Here is a 14129-nt window from a genome sequence, read left to right as displayed (position 1 = left end):
GGCCCTCCGGGCGCTTCCCTTCGTTCTTGCGTTTCCGACTCTATCAGACTCTTTCGTGTCCGATTCCCGGTCGAAGCGGGTCAAGCGGTCCTGCTTTTTTCGCTTTCCAGGTTCTTCGCTTTCGCGTTTCCCCTTTCCGGCGAGTCCGACTCTATCAGATCCTTTCGGGCCTGATTCCCAGTCAGCGGGGCTTGTCTTCCCGGCTGTTGGGCCGTTCCGACGAGTGAGACTTTAGCGGAATCCTGCCCCCCGACGCTAATCGGGGTGCGTTCCTTCGAACGCGGATTCCTCATTTCGCGCAGGCACACGAAAAGGCATGCGACACGAGGTCGCGCGTCCTGTCGTGGTTACTGCGGAATGGCTGTCCGGGGACCGACCGGGGTCGGCGCTCACGTCGGACAACTCGGAGCACACTACGGATGTGTCCGGGGTGTGTCAACCCCCGGCCGGTGGTGCCGGTGGCCGGGGGCGGGCGGTGGGTCCGAGCCGGGTGTCAGCCGTTGCCGGAGGCCAGTTCGCGGCTGCGGTCGCGGGCCGCTTCCAGGGCGGCGATGAGGGCCGCGCGCACTCCGTGGTTCTCCAGTTCGCGGATGGCGCTGATCGTGGTGCCGGCGGGGCTGGTGACGGCCTCGCGGAGCTTGACCGGGTGCTCGCCGCTGTCCCGCAGCATGACGGCCGCGCCGATCGCGGCCTGGACGATGAGGTCGTGGGCCTGGGCGCGGGGCAGGCCGAGCAGGATGCCCGCGTCGGTCATGGCCTCGACCAGGAAGTAGAAGTAGGCGGGTCCTGAGCCGGAGAGGGCGGTCGCCGCGTCCTGCTGGGACTCCGGGACGCGCAGGGTCTTGCCGACGCCGCCGAAGATCTCCTCGGCGGTGGCGAGGTGCGCGCCGGTGGCGTGACTGCCGGCCGAGATGACGGACATGCCCTCGTCGACGAGGACCGGGGTGTTGGGCATGACCCGGACGACCGGGGTCTCCGGGGTGAGCCGGTCCTCGATGAACGCGGTGGTGATGCCGGCCGCTGCGCTGATGACCAGGCGGTCGGCGGTGACGTGCGGGGCGAGTTCGTCCAGGAGCTTGCCCATGTCCTGCGGCTTGACCGCGAGGATGAGGATGTCGGCGTTCTTGGCCGCCTCCGCGTTGGTGACGGACTCGACCCCGTACCGCGTGTGCAGTTCCTGGGCCCGGTCGCCGCGGCGCGTGGTCACCAGGAGGTCGGCCGGTCGCCAGCCCGCCCGGATCATCCCGCTGAGCAGGGCCTCGCCGATCTTGCCGGTGCCGAGGACTGCGACTGTCTGGGTCATGCGTTCACCCTCCGGGCGGTGCTGGGCTGTGCTCTCCCCGTCATCCTCGCATCGGGGTTCTCACGGCGTACGGCGGCGGAGGGTGATCGCGCCGAGGCAGAGGACCAGGAGCGCGCTTCCCGCGACCACGGCGATGTCGCGGACGAAGTCGCCGGTCAGGTCGGGGTGGTGGAGGACCTGGTTCATGCCGTCGACGGCGTACGACATGGGCAGGACGTTCGAGATCGCCTCCAGGACGGGGTGCATCGCCTCGCGCGGGGTGAACAGGCCGCAGAGCAGGAGCTGGGGGAAGATCACCGCCGGCATGAACTGGACCGCCTGGAACTCGGACGCGGCGAACGCGGAGACGAACAGGCCGAGCGCGGTGCCGAGCAGGGCGTCGAGCAGGGCGACCAGGAGCAGCAGCCAGGGCGATCCCACGACGTCCAGGCCCAGCAGCCAGATGGAGACGGCCGTCGCGAGCGCCGACTGGAGAACCGCGACCGCGCCGAACGCCAGGGCGTAGCCCGCGATCAGGTCGCCCTTGCCGAGCGGGAGGGCGAGGAGGCGTTCGAGGGTGCCCGAGGTGCGTTCGCGCAGGGTGGCGATCGAGGTCACCAGGAACATCGTGATCAGCGGGAAGATGCCGAGGAGGGAGGCCCCGATGGAGTCGAAGGTGTCGGGGCTGCCGTCGAAGACGTAACGGAGCAGCGTGATCAGCAGGACCGGGACGACCACGAGGAGCGCGATCGTGCGGGGGTCGTGGGCCAGCTGGCGCAGCACGCGGCCCGCGGTGGCGGTCGTGCGGGACGGGGTGAGCGGGCGGGCCGGGGCGGCTCCGCTCGTGGGGCGGGCCGGGGTGGTGGGAGCGGTGGCCGTCATCGGGACGCCTCCTCGGTGATGGGCGCGGCTTCGTCGACCAGGTGGAGGAAGGCCTCCTCGACCGTGGCCGTGCCGGTGCGGTGGCGCAGGGCGTCGGGGGTGTCCTCGGCGAGGATGCGGCCGTCCCGCATCAGGAGGAGGCGGTGGCAGCGTTCGGCCTCGTCCATGACGTGGGAGGAGATGAGGAGGGCGGCGCCCCGGTCGGCGGCCAGGCGGTGGAAGAGGTCCCAGAGGTCCCGGCGGAGTACGGGGTCGAGCCCGACGGTCGGTTCGTCCAGCACCAGCAGGTCCGGGGTGCCGAGGAGGGCGACGGCCAGCGAGACGCGGCTGCGCTGGCCGCCGGAGAGCGCGCCCGCGAGGGCGTCGGCATGGGTGGTCAGGTCGACGTCTCCGATGGCGCGGGTGACGGTGTCGCGGCGGGCGGCCCGGTGGGCGCGGCCGGGGTGCAGGACGGCGGCGAAGTAGTCGAGGTTCTGCCGGACGGTGAGGTCGGTGTAGACGGAGGGCGCCTGGGTGACGTAGCCGATGCGGGGGCGCAGGGCCGGGTCGCCTGCGGGGTGGCCCAGGACGTCGAGGGTGCCGGTGACCTTGGCCTGGGTGCCGACCACCGCCCGCATGAGGGTGGTCTTGCCGCAGCCGGAGGGGCCGAGGAGGCCGGTGATGCTGCCGGGGCGGACGGTGAAGTCGAGGGCGCGCAGGACGGTGCGGGTGCCTCGGACGACGGTGAGGCCTCGGGCCTCGATCGCCGGGGGCGGGGATGGGGATGGGTTCTGGGGCGGGGGTGTGTTCGGGGGGCTTGGGGGGTCGGTCGGGGCCGGCCCGGGTTCGTAATTCATCATGTGATGAATTCTTCGCCCGATGGTGCCGCTCGTCAAGAGGGCGCACAGACGACTCAGCCCGCCGACACGGTCGGCGGGCTGAGTCGTCTGTGGAGCGTGGGGCGGGCTGGTCCGAACGGCAGGCCCTAGGTGCGCTTGGGGCGCTTGCGGCCGGATGCCTTGCGGGACGCCGGGTTGCCGGTGCGGGTCGAGCGGCGCTTCTCGAACTGGACGCGGGCCTTCTCGTACTCGGCGCGGCGCAGCTTCTCGCCCGGGGCCTCGGTGAGCGAGCGGACGAAGTAGGCGAGGAGCGAGCCGATGAAACCGATCGACTTCAGTCCGCGCAGGTTGTCCTCGCGGGCCGGGTCCTTCGGGCGGGCGCCGAAGCCCTCCCAGGTCTTGCGGAACGCGATGGCGCTGCAGATGGAGAACATCGCGATCACCAGCACCCCGACGAGGCTGTCGACCTCCGCGATCTCCAGGCCCTGGTAGGCGAAGCGCAGGAGGAAGCAGGCGGCCACGGCGGCGGCCAGCGAGCCGACGGCGACGCCGGCGCGGCGGAGCCCGTAGCCGCCGTCGTGGTCGACCCACGTCGTGCCGAAGAAGCGGATGGGCTCGGGCTGCGGGCCCGGGACTGCGGGCGGGGTGCCGGGGGCTGCGCTGTTCTCGCTCACGGGGTCGATTATCCCCCGTTGCCCCCGGCGCCCGGGCGGAGCCGTCAGTCGCAGCGCGGTGCGATGTAGCCGTCACGCCCCGTGTAGACGTACGCGTCGGAGACGAACTGGCCGTTGGCGATGTTGTCCCAGATGTTCGACGTGCCGTACGGGCCGGTGACCCGCTCCCCCGGCTTCTGGCAGTAGATCGGGATCTTCTGCCCGTACGGCATGGTCCTGACGATGCGGTAACTGGTGCCCGGTCCGGTGCGGACATTGACCCGGTAGCCCGGGGCGATCGGGTAGCGGGTGCCGGTCGCGGTGGTCTCCACCGTCAGCTCCGCCTCCGCCGTGGCCGTCGCCCCTTCCGTCTCGGCCGCCGCGGCCGCCTCGTTCTGGGTGGGCTCTGCGGTCTGCTCTTCAACGCCCATGTGGGCCTCCCCCGTTGAGAAACGCGTACGCGATGCGCGCACGACGCGCAGGCTAGCAAGCCCCGTGCCTGTCGTACGCACCATCGACTAGGCTCCGTGCGTCGCATGCGCACGAACACACGGGGGTGGGCGATGCCGCCGCTGCGAGGGACCGGAGCGCATCCGGAAGCGGAGTTTCCGCAGTACGCCGGCTCCTACCGTCTTGAGGCCCCTCTCGGCTCGGGCGGCATGGGGGTCGTGCATCTGGCGCGCTCCGCCTCGGGGATGCAGCTCGCGGTGAAGGTCGTGCACGCGCCGTACGCGGCGGATCCCGACTTCAGGGCACGGTTCCGGCAGGAAGTGGCGGCCGCGCGGCGGGTCAGCGGGGCGTTCACCGCGCCCGTCGTCGACGCCGATCCGGAGGCCGGGCGGCCCTGGATGGCCACCCTCTACATTCCCGGGCCCACGCTCGCCGAGCAGGTGAAGCGGAACGGCCCGATGGCCCCGGCCGAGCTGCGCAGGCTGACCGCGGGGCTGGCCGAGGCGCTGCGGGACATCCATCGGGCGGGCGTCATCCACCGCGATCTGAAGCCGAGCAACGTGCTGCTGACCGACGGGGGCCCCAAGGTCATCGACTTCGGGATCTCCCGGCCGTACGACAGTGATCTGCGCACCGAGACGGGCAAGCTGATCGGCTCGCCGCCCTACATGGCTCCCGAGCAGTTCCAGCGGCCGCGTGAGGTCGGGCCGCCCGCCGACGTGTTCGCGCTGGGCGCCGTGATCGTCCACGCGGCGACCGGCCGGGGGCCCTTCGACTCGGACAGCCCGTACATCGTGGCGTACCAGGTGGTGCACGACCAGCCGGATCTGAGCGGGGTGCCGGAGGAGCTGGCCCCGCTGGTCGGCCGGTGCCTGGCGAAGGATCCGGGCGACCGGCCCACTCCGGGCGAGGTGATGGAGGCGCTGCTGCCGCCGTCGTACGAGGCCGACGCGTTCATACCGGCGCAGCGGCGGCGGACGCCGGTCGCGGCGGCGGTGCCTTCGGCGGAGGAGCGGGACGGTTCGGAGGAGGACACCCATGTGCGCGCCGCGCCCCCGGTCCGGCGTCGGCGGCTGCCGCGCGCCCGGATGGTCGTGGCGGCGGCGCTGCTCCTGCTGGTGGCGGGGGCGGGCGCGGGCGCGTACGCCGTGTGGGGCGGCGGCAGCGAAGCGGGGGTGGGCCGTCCGGAGCCGGAACGCGCGGGAGGGGAGGGCGGGGAGAGCAGAGGTGTCTCGGCCGTCACTCCGTGGCGTACCGAGCTGCGGACGTCCGGCCGTGCCACGCCCGTCTGCTCCACCGCCGGGTCGAGGGGCGCGCTGTACTGCTCGGTGGCCGGGACCGGCACGGCCAGGATCGACCCGGCGGACGGGCGCGTGGTGTGGTCGGCCCGGTCGTCCTCGACGCGGGCGGCCCACGTCCCGATCGTCTCGGGCGGGGTCGTGCTGGCCGGTGGGCCGGACGGAAAGCTGCGCGCGTTCGACCCGGTGAAGGGCACCGCCGTCCGGGACACCGCGCTGTCCGCGAGCCCCGGTGGCACGTTCCCTGCGGGCGACACCCTGCTGGCCGTCACGGACGACGGCACGGTGACGGCGCTGGACGGCGCGAGCGGTGCGGCCCGCTGGAAGGGCCCGCTGGCCCAGCACACGCGGCCGGACTTCGCCCTGTACGACGGGGCGTCCGGGCTCGCCTACGCCTTCGAGCACGCGTCCTCCGGCGGGTCGACCCTCGTCACGGCGGTGGACGCCGTGAGCGGCCGGGCGTCCTGGCAGCGGCGGCTGGACGGGGTGCTCACCCCGGTCGGCACGGCCGGCGCCGGGGAGCTGGTGCTGACGGCGATGGACGAGAACTCGGACACCGCCGCGCTCGTCCGGTACGCCCCCGGGAGCGGGGCGTCCGCCCGGGTCACGTTGCCCTTCACGCTGGACGGGCCGCAGGTGGTGATGGCCGGGGACGTCGCGTATCTGCTGGCGCGGGGCGGGTCGCTGCTCGCCGTCGACACCGCGGCGGACGGGGCGAAGGCGGACCTGTGGCGGCTGGAGACGGGGGTCGGGCGGGCTTCCGCTCCGGTGCTCGGGGAGGGCGGGCACCTGTACTTCTCCGCGGCGGACGGGCGGTTGCTGGCCGTCGACACGGTCCGGGGTGCGCTGGTGGGGCAGACGCGGGCGCGGCTGAGCGGGGGGAAGTTGGCGTACGCGTCCGACCTGCCCGCCCCGGTGACTGCGGGGCGGACGGTCGTGGGGACGGCGCCGGACGGGTCGGTGTTCGCGGTGGACGGGGCGGATCCGGGGGCGTGGTGAGGGGCGGGGTGCCCTCGGGGTTCCCCGGGGCTCCGCCCCGGACCCCGCTCCTCAAACGCCGGAGGGGCTGAAAGGCAGACGCCCGCAGGGGCTGAAATGCGGCTGGAAAGCCCCGGCGTCAGCCCAGCTTCGTGACGTCCCTGACCGCGCCGCGGTCCGCGCTCGTCGCCATCGCCGCGTAGGCGCGCAGCGCGGCCGACACCTTGCGGTCGCGGTTCTTCGGCGCGTACACGCCGTTCAGCGCCTCGCGGCGGGTGGCCAGTTCGGCGTCGTCGACGAGCAGCTCGATGGAGCGGTTCGGGATGTCGATGCGGATCCGGTCGCCGTTCTCGACGAGCGCGATGGTGCCGCCGGAGGCCGCCTCGGGCGAGGCGTGGCCGATGGAGAGGCCCGACGTACCGCCGGAGAAGCGGCCGTCGGTGACCAGCGCGCAGACCTTGCCGAGGCCCCGGCCCTTGAGGAAGGACGTGGGGTAGAGCATCTCCTGCATGCCGGGGCCGCCGCGCGGGCCCTCGTAGCGGATGACGACGACGTCGCCCGGCTCGATCTCCTTGCGGAGGATCTTGTCGACGGCCTCGTCCTGCGACTCGCAGACGACGGCCGGGCCCTCGAAGGTCCAGATCGACTCGTCGACGCCGGCCGTCTTCACGACACAGCCGTCCACGGCGAGGTTGCCCTTGAGGACGGCGAGGCCGCCGTCCTTGGAGTACGCGTGCTCGACGTCGCGGATGCAGCCGCCAGCCGCGTCCAGGTCGAGGGTGTCCCACCGCTCGGACTGCGAGAAGGCGGTCGCGGAGCGGACGCAGCCGGGGGCGGCGTGCCACAGCTCGATGGCCTCGGGGGACGGGGAGCCGCCGCGCACGTCCCAGTTCTTCAGCCACTCGGCGAGGGTGTCGGAGTGCACCGAGTGCACGTCCTCGTTGAGCAGACCGCCGCGGTGGAGCTCGCCGAGGAGGGCGGGGATGCCGCCGGCCCGGTGGACGTCCTCCATGTAGTACGTGCCGCCGGGGGCGACGTTGGGGGCGACCTTGGAGAGGCACGGGACCCGGCGGGAGACCTCGTTGATGTCGTCGAGGTTGTACGCCAGCTCCGCTTCCTCGGCGGCGGCCAGCAGGTGCAGGATCGTGTTGGTCGAGCCGCCCATGGCGATGTCCAGCGCCATGGCGTTGTCGAACGCGGCGCGGGTGCCGATGGCGCGCGGCAGGACCGTCTCGTCGTCCTGCTCGTAGTAGCGCTTGGTGATCTCGACGACCGTGCGGCCGGCGTCCTCGTACAGCGCCTTGCGGGCGGTGTGGGTGGCGAGGACCGAGCCGTTGCCGGGGAGGGAGAGGCCGAGGACCTCGGTCAGGCAGTTCATCGAGTTGGCGGTGAACATGCCGGAACAGCTGCCGCAGGTGGGGCAGGCGTTCTCCTCGATACGGAGGATGTCCTCGTCGGAGATGGACTCGTCGACCGCGTCGCTGATCGCGTTGACCAGGTCGAGTTTTCGCACGGTCCCGTCGACGAGGGTGGCCTTGCCGGCCTCCATCGGGCCGCCGGAGACGAAGACGGTCGGGATGTTGAGGCGCATCGCGGCCATCAGCATGCCGGGGGTGATCTTGTCGCAGTTGGAGATGCAGATCAGCGCGTCCGCGCAGTGCGCCTCGACCATGTACTCCACGGAGTCGGCGATCAGGTCGCGCGAGGGCAGGCTGTAGAGCATGCCGCCGTGGCCCATCGCGATGCCGTCGTCCACGGCGATGGTGTTGAACTCGCGGGGGACCGCGCCCGCCGCCAGGATCGCCTCGGAGACGATGCGGCCGACCGGGGCGAGGTGGGTGTGGCCGGGGACGAACTCGGTGAACGAGTTGGCCACCGCGATGATCGGCTTGCCGATGTCCGCGCTCGCTACGCCCGAGGCGCGCATAAGGGCGCGCGCGCCCGCCATGTTGCGTCCGTGGGTGACCGTGCGGGACCTCAGCTGCGGCATCGTCGCTCGCTCCTTCGGCAGGGGGACTGCCTCCGACAGATAAAGAAAAGACTGTCTTCGAGCGTACGCCCCGGATCCAAGATCTGGACAGGCTGTCCGGAATGCGGGATGCGGTGGTCGCTCCGTGGGCATGCGCCCTGTGCATCGCGGTGCGCCGTCAGCTCTCCGTCAAGTATCTCTGGAGCGTCGGGGCCACCATCGCGACGATGTCCTCCGGGTCGGCCGACGCGAGCGGCTCGGCGCGGATCACGTACCGGAGCATCGCGATGCCGATCATGTGCGAGGCGGCGAGCTCCGCGCGGAACGTCGCGTCGGGGACGTCGAGGTCGGCCGCGATCCGCTCCAGCAGCCGCCGCAGGACGAAGCCGCGCAGCACCTTCGCCGCCGCCTCGTGGGTGAGCGCCGAGCGCAGGATCGCCAGGAGCGGGGCGCGGGTGGCCGGGTTCTCCCACACGGAGAGGAAGTAGCGGGCCAGCCGCTCCCCCAGGCCCTCCGGGGGGCCGCCGAGGATGGTGGGGACGACGAGGGCCGGTTCGAAGGAGAGCTCGACGGCGGCCGCGAAGACCTCGTCCTTCGTACCGAAGTAGTGGTGGACGAGGGCCGCGTCGACCCCGGCGGCCTTGCCGATGCCCCGGACCGACGTCTTGTCGTAGCCGCGCTCGGCGAACTCCGTACGGGCCGCCTCCAGGATGCGCGTACGGGCGTCGGGGCCCTCGGCGGCGGCCTGGCGGGAGGGGCGGCCCCGCCGCCGGGGTGCGGGTGCGTCCTCGGTCACGGGCGGCGGATCTCGGAGGCCGGGTCGGGGGCGGCGGACGCGGAGGCCGGGTCGGCGGCGGACGCGGAGGCGGAGGCCAGGTGGAGGCGGGTGAAGGCCAGCGCCTCCGCGAGGTCGGCCTCGCGTTCGGCGGAGGACATCGCGCGGCGGGTGTTGACCTCGATGACGACATGGCCGTCGAAGCCCGTACGGGCCAGGCGCTCCAGCAGCTCCGCGCACGGCTGGTCGCCCCGGCCGGGCACCAGGTGCTCGTCCTTGGCGGAGCCCTTGCCGTCGGCGAGGTGGACGTGCGCGAGCCGGTCGCCCATCCGGTCCACCATGGCGAGCGCCTCGGTGCGGGCGGTCGCGGTGTGCGAGAGGTCGACCGTGAAGTGCCGGTAGTCGTCGTTGGTGACGTCCCAGTCGGGGGCGTACGCGAGCATCTCGCGGTCCCGGTAGCGCCAGGGGTACATGTTCTCGACGGCGAACCGGACGTCCGTCTCGTCCGCCATCCGCCAGATCCCGGTCACGAAGTCCTTGGCGTAGTTGCGCTGCCACCGGAACGGCGGGTGCACCACGACGGCCGACGCCCCGAGCTTCTCGGCCGCCGCCTTCGCGCGCTGGAGCTTGACCCACGGGTCGGTGGACCAGACCCGCTGGGTGATCAGGAGGCAGGGGGCGTGCACCGCGAGGATCGGCACCCGGTGGTAGTCGGAGAGCCGGCGCAGGGCCTCGATGTCCTGGCTGACGGGGTCGGTCCAGACCATGACCTCGACGCCGTCGTACCCCAGGCGCGCGGCGATCTCGAAGGCCGTCGCGGTGGACTCGGGGTAGACCGAGGCCGTTGACAGGGCGACCTTCGCATCGGGGATGCGCACCACTGGTTCTGCCACCTGGACAGCGTACGGGCAGTGGCGCGCCGCGCCGAGGGACCCCGGCGGAAAGTGATCAGGGCCATGGGCCCCGGAGACATGTCACCCCGGCAGCGCGGCCCGTTCCGCCGGGAGGTGGTCCAGGCGGCGCAGGATGACGCCCTCGCGCAGGGCCCACGGACAGATCTCCAGCTCCTCGACGCCGAACAGATCCATCGCACCCTCGGCCACCAGCGCTCCGGCGAGCAGCTGGGCGGCCCGTCCCTCGGAGACTCCGGGGAGCCGGCCGCGCTCCTCGATCGTCATCGCCGCCAGCTTGGGCACCCAGTCCTCCAGCGCCTTGCGGCTCAGCGAGCGCTGGACGTACAGGCCCTCGGTGGAGCGGGCGGCTCCGGCGATCCTGGCGAGCTGCTTGAAGGTCTTGGAGGTGGCGACGACGTGGTCGGGGCGGCCGGAGCGGCTGAACTCGCCGACCGTCCGCGCGATGCTGGCCCGTACATGCCGACGCAACGCCCTGACCTGCTCCGGGTCGGCGGGGTCGTCCGGCAGCCAGGCGCCGGTGAGGCGGCCCGCGCCGAGCGGGAGGGAGACGGCGGTGTCCGGTTCCTCGTCGATGCCGAAGGCGATCTCCAGGGAGCCGCCGCCGATGTCGAGGACGAGGAGCTTGCCCGCCGACCAGCCGAACCAGCGGCGGGCGGCCAGGAAGGTCAGCCGGGCCTCCTCCTCGCCGCTGAGGACCGCGAGGTCGACGCCGGTCTCGACCCGTACGCGCTCCAGGACCAGGTCCGCGTTGGTCGCCTCGCGCACCGCGGAGGTGGCGAAGGCGAGCACGTCCTCGCACCCCTTGTCCTCGGCGGCCTGGACCGCGCCGGCGATCGTCGCCACGAGCCGGTCCACGCCGAGCGGGCCGATCGCGCCGCCCTCGTCGAGCAGTTCGGCCAGCCGGAGCTCCGCCTTGTGCGAGTGCGCGGGCAGCGGGCGGGCGCCGGGGTGGGCGTCGACCACCAGCAGATGAACCGTGTTCGATCCCACGTCGAGGACTCCGAGTCTCATACGGGAACGCTACTGCGCCATGGGACTTACGCTGTCCGCGTGCCAAAGACGAAAAAGGCTAAGCAGGACAAAGCCTCGAAGAAGCAGAAGACGAACAGGGAGACATCACAGGCGGAGGGGAGCGGACCGGACCCGTCCGACGAGAAGGGCATCGACTTCGCCCGGGCCTGGGTGGAGTTCCCCGACCCCGGCGACGACGAGCAGGTCTTCCGCTGCGATCTGACCTGGCTGACCTCCCGGTGGACCTGCATCTTCGGCAGCGGTTGCCAGGGCATCCAGCTGGGCCGGGCGGACGACGGCTGCTGCACGCTGGGCGCGCACTTCTCCGACGAGGACGACGAGAAGCGGGTCGCCGAGAACGTGGCGCGGCTGACTCCGGAGCTGTGGCAGTTCCACGACGTCGGTGCGGAGACGGGCTGGGTCGGCGTCGACGAGGACGGCGAACGCCAGACGCGCCGCTGGGAGGGCTCCTGCATCTTCCAGAACCGGCCGGGGTTCCCCGCCGGGGCGGGCTGCTCGCTGCACATCCTGGCGCTGAAGGAGGGCAAGGAGCCTCTGGAGACCAAGCCGGACGTGTGCTGGCAGCTGCCGGTGCGACGGACGTACGACTGGATCGACCGGCCCGACGACACCCGGGTCCTCCAGGTGACGATCGGGGAGTACGACCGCCGGGGCTGGGGCCCGGGCGGTCACGACCTGCACTGGTGGTGCACCTCGGCCACGTCGGCGCACGGGGCCGGTGACCCGGTGTACGTGTCCTACCGCCCGGAGCTGATCGAGCTGATGGGCAAGGAGGGCTACGACCGGCTGGTCGAGCTGTGCGAGGAGCGGCTGTCCTCGCTGCTGCCGATGGCCCCGCACCCGGCGGACCCGCCGCTTCCCGCGCCTTCGAAGAAGCGCTGAGGGGCGGCGGGGGGGGGCGGCGAGGCTTACGGAGACGTACGAGGCGTACGGAGACGTAACGGAGACGTACGGGCGGCCGGGCCCTCAGTCCGTCGGGCCCGGGTCGGACGGTCCCGGGTCGGTCGGGTCCGGGTCCGTGGGGCCCGGGTCGGTCGGGTCGGTGGGGTCCGGTGTCGGGTCGGGCGGGTCCGGTGGGTCGGTCGGGTCCGGCGGGTCCGTGGGGTCGGTCGGGCCGGGGTCGGTGGGCCCGGGGTCCGTGGGGTCGGAGCCCGGGTCGGTCGGGCCGGGGTCGGTCGGGCCGGGGTCCGTGGTGCCCGGGTCCGTGGGGCGGGGCGAGTGCGTGCCGGGGCGGGTGGGGCGCGGGCCGCCCGTCGTCGGGGACGTCACCCCGTGGCCGTCGATGAGCACGGCGGAACCCGAGGGGGTCAGCGAGATCCGGGCTTGCCAGGGCCCGCCCGGCTGCGCGTCCCGGATCACCGAGACCGCGATCGTGGTGGACTGCCCGGCCGCGAGCGTGCCGGACGTACGGCTGAGGCGCAGCCAGGGGGCGTCCGTCGTCGCCGACCAGCTGACCGGCCCCCGGCCGGAGGCGGTCAGCGTGAGCGTCGTGACGGCCCCGGAGGTGCGGGCCGTCACCGTCATCCGGGCGTCGCCCCGCTGTGTGCCGCCGGTGCTGACGACCTCGGCGGTGACATCCGGGACACGGGCTCCGAAGCGGTCGCCGGGGCGGCCGTTGCCGGTGTTCTCGTAGGGGGCGTACGGGTCGCCGCTCATGCCGCCGGCGTCCTCCACCTCGGTGGCGGTGACCGAGGTACCGCCGTGGCCCTCGCCGGTCTGCGGCGCTCCCCGGTAGGCGGCCCACAGGGCGATCACAGGGGCGGCGACCACCGTCGCGACGACCGTGGTCGTCACGACCCGGGCGCGCAGCCGGTCCCGGCGGGCGGCCTGGTCCTTGGGGTCGAGCGGAAACCCGGCCCGGTCGAAGCGCGGGCCGCCGGCGCGGGAGCGCTGGGCCTGGGCCGTCGCGACGTACACGGAGGGGCGGGGTGCCTCGACGACGGGCAGGGCGGCGACCGGGGTCAGGGCCGCTCCGGGCCAGGGGCCCGCGGCGTCCGCCCGCTCGGCGGCGCGGCGGCAGCGGGGGCAGTCGTCGACGTGCCGGACGAGCTCGCGGCGCAGGGCGGCGGAGAGCAGCACCTGGTGGTCGCCGGTGAGCCGGGCGACGGTGGGGCAGTTGCCCGCCTCCACGACGGCGAGGGCGGCGCGGGTGCGCTCCACCTCGCAGGCCGCGGCGGCCAGCAGCTCGCGGGCGGTGGCGGGCTCAAGTCCGAGGACGGCGGCGACGGCGCGCGGGGTGAGCCGGTGGCGTACGGCCAGTTCGAGGGCCTCGCGCTGCTCCGGGGTGGTGCCCGCGGCCTCGGGCCAGGCGAGCGTGGCGAGCTCCCGGCGGCGGGCTTCGGCGGCCGGTGACTCGGCGGGGGCGGGGGCGGTGGCGTCCTCGGGGGTGGCGGGGGCGGCGGCGGGCGAGGCGTGCTCCGGCGTGCGCCGGGCGGAGTGCGCCCCCTTGCCGGTCCCGGGGGCCTTGGCCGTACCGGCCGTACCGGTCTCGGAGGCCTTGGCCGTACGGGGCGGCTTGACCGTCCCGGAGGGCTGGCGGTGGGCCTGGCGGCCGCGCTTGCGCTCGGTGAGGGTGCGCAGACAGGTCCACCGGGCCAGCGCGTACAGCCAGGATTTACGTTCCTCCTCGGCCGTGGGGCCCCGGGCGTCCTGCCGGTCCGCGATCGCCAGGACGGCACCGAGCGCCTCGGTGGCCGCGTCGTGATCGCAGAGCACGGAGAGGCAGTAGGTGAAGAGTCCGTCGAGATACGGCTCGTAACGTGCGGGCGGTCGCTGTGCCGGGGCGTGGGGTGCTCGGCGGTGCGCCCGGTGTGCGCCGGTGGTGTGCGTGGGGGTCTCCAGCCTGCTGCTCGTCACCCGGCGACCGTAGGCAGAGGAGCGCATGCCTCAAGTGCCCCTTGAGCACATTTAATCCTTACGGGTGAATGTATCCCTCGAAAGAGTCGTGAAAGGGGACAGAGATCATGGATTCGGGCGGGAGCGCCCAGGAGCACTCGGGAGTGCTTCCGTGCGCCCTGCGTGCGGACGGACAGCGCGCACCGACGACCGTGCGGGCCGTGCATGCCGACCGTGCGGGCG

At 73.1% G+C, this 14129-nt stretch carries 12 protein-coding genes; 2 read left to right on the top strand and 10 right to left on the bottom strand.

Going from position 1 to position 14129, the window contains the following annotated elements:
* Positions 1-493 precede the first annotated feature (493 nt).
* The 5 genes from proC to ACIQPT_RS16025 all read right to left on the bottom strand — a co-directional run bounded on the left by proC (position 494) and on the right by ACIQPT_RS16025 (position 4066).
* Positions 494-1303 (bottom strand): pyrroline-5-carboxylate reductase, encoded by an 810-nt coding sequence (gene proC, locus ACIQPT_RS16045; protein ID WP_073806206.1) that lies wholly within the window; start codon positions 1301-1303, stop codon positions 494-496.
* Between the two features lie 60 nt (positions 1304-1363).
* Entirely contained in the window at positions 1364-2164 is an 801-nt protein-coding gene (locus ACIQPT_RS16040; RefSeq protein WP_401156341.1) for an ABC transporter permease, read from the bottom strand.
* On the bottom strand, positions 2161-3003 hold the full coding sequence (locus ACIQPT_RS16035; RefSeq protein ID WP_401156339.1) for an ABC transporter ATP-binding protein: 843 nt from the start codon (positions 3001-3003) through the stop codon (positions 2161-2163). Before ACIQPT_RS16035 ends, ACIQPT_RS16040 begins: the two co-directional genes overlap by 4 nt.
* Positions 3004-3128: 125 nt before the next feature.
* Complete coding sequence (locus tag ACIQPT_RS16030) at positions 3129-3656, bottom strand: hypothetical protein (RefSeq protein ID WP_401156337.1); 528 nt, start codon at positions 3654-3656, stop codon at positions 3129-3131.
* A gap of 44 nt (positions 3657-3700) precedes the next feature.
* Positions 3701-4066 carry an SH3 domain-containing protein gene (locus tag ACIQPT_RS16025; RefSeq protein WP_401156335.1) on the bottom strand — a complete coding sequence of 122 codons (366 nt, stop codon included), beginning with the start codon at positions 4064-4066 and terminating at the stop codon, positions 3701-3703.
* 132 nt (positions 4067-4198) lie between these two features.
* On the opposite strand from ACIQPT_RS16025, the gene ACIQPT_RS16020 reads away from it, so the two are divergent.
* Positions 4199-6382 (top strand): protein kinase, encoded by a 2184-nt coding sequence (locus ACIQPT_RS16020; RefSeq protein ID WP_401156372.1) that lies wholly within the window; start codon positions 4199-4201, stop codon positions 6380-6382.
* Between the two features lie 118 nt (positions 6383-6500).
* On the opposite strand, the gene ilvD is transcribed toward ACIQPT_RS16020, so the two are convergent.
* The 4 genes from ilvD to ACIQPT_RS16000 all read right to left on the bottom strand — a co-directional run bounded on the left by ilvD (position 6501) and on the right by ACIQPT_RS16000 (position 11030).
* Positions 6501-8351 carry a dihydroxy-acid dehydratase gene (ilvD, locus tag ACIQPT_RS16015; protein WP_401156334.1) on the bottom strand — a complete coding sequence of 617 codons (1851 nt, stop codon included), beginning with the start codon at positions 8349-8351 and terminating at the stop codon, positions 6501-6503.
* 157 nt (positions 8352-8508) lie between these two features.
* A complete protein-coding gene (locus ACIQPT_RS16010; RefSeq protein ID WP_401156332.1) occupies positions 8509-9126 on the bottom strand; it encodes a TetR family transcriptional regulator in 618 nt (205 codons plus the stop codon).
* Positions 9123-9986 (bottom strand): sugar phosphate isomerase/epimerase family protein, encoded by an 864-nt coding sequence (locus ACIQPT_RS16005; RefSeq protein WP_401156370.1) that lies wholly within the window; start codon positions 9984-9986, stop codon positions 9123-9125. Before ACIQPT_RS16005 ends, ACIQPT_RS16010 begins: the two co-directional genes overlap by 4 nt.
* A 93-nt stretch (positions 9987-10079) precedes the next feature.
* A complete protein-coding gene (locus tag ACIQPT_RS16000; RefSeq protein ID WP_401156331.1) occupies positions 10080-11030 on the bottom strand; it encodes a Ppx/GppA family phosphatase in 951 nt (316 codons plus the stop codon).
* Between the two features lie 39 nt (positions 11031-11069).
* Here ACIQPT_RS16000 and ACIQPT_RS15995 point away from each other — a divergent pair, with 39 nt between their 5' ends.
* Positions 11070-11933 carry a hypothetical protein gene (locus ACIQPT_RS15995; RefSeq protein WP_401156329.1) on the top strand — a complete coding sequence of 288 codons (864 nt, stop codon included), beginning with the start codon at positions 11070-11072 and terminating at the stop codon, positions 11931-11933.
* A gap of 84 nt (positions 11934-12017) precedes the next feature.
* Here ACIQPT_RS15995 and ACIQPT_RS15990 read toward each other — a convergent pair whose 3' ends face one another.
* Entirely contained in the window at positions 12018-13934 is a 1917-nt protein-coding gene (locus tag ACIQPT_RS15990) for a hypothetical protein (protein ID WP_401156328.1), read from the bottom strand.
* Between the last annotated feature and the right edge of the window lie 195 nt (positions 13935-14129).

Origin of the sequence: Streptomyces sp. NPDC091289 (assembly GCF_044757365.1) — a bacterium.
In the GTDB taxonomy this organism is placed as follows: domain Bacteria; phylum Actinomycetota; class Actinomycetes; order Streptomycetales; family Streptomycetaceae; genus Streptomyces.
The sequence above is the reverse complement of the archived record's forward strand: the minus strand, read 5'-3'. Positions and strand labels throughout refer to the sequence as shown.

Bases quoted from the DNA above. Each gene is read 5' to 3' on its own strand.
- proC (WP_073806206.1), bottom strand. From the start codon at position 1,303: ATGACCCAGACAGTCGCAGTCCTCGGCACCGGCAAGATCGGCGAGGCC.
- ACIQPT_RS16040 (WP_401156341.1), bottom strand. From the start codon at position 2,164: ATGACGGCCACCGCTCCCACCACCCCGGCCCGCCCCACGAGCGGAGCC.
- ACIQPT_RS16035 (WP_401156339.1), bottom strand. From the start codon at position 3,003: ATGATGAATTACGAACCCGGGCCGGCCCCGACCGACCCCCCAAGCCCC.
- ACIQPT_RS16025 (WP_401156335.1), bottom strand. From the start codon at position 4,066: ATGGGCGTTGAAGAGCAGACCGCAGAGCCCACCCAGAACGAGGCGGCC.
- ACIQPT_RS16020 (WP_401156372.1), top strand. From the start codon at position 4,199: ATGCCGCCGCTGCGAGGGACCGGAGCGCATCCGGAAGCGGAGTTTCCG.
- ilvD (WP_401156334.1), bottom strand. From the start codon at position 8,351: ATGCCGCAGCTGAGGTCCCGCACGGTCACCCACGGACGCAACATGGCG.
- ACIQPT_RS16000 (WP_401156331.1), bottom strand. From the start codon at position 11,030: ATGAGACTCGGAGTCCTCGACGTGGGATCGAACACGGTTCATCTGCTG.
- ACIQPT_RS15990 (WP_401156328.1), bottom strand. From the start codon at position 13,934: ATGCGCTCCTCTGCCTACGGTCGCCGGGTGACGAGCAGCAGGCTGGAG.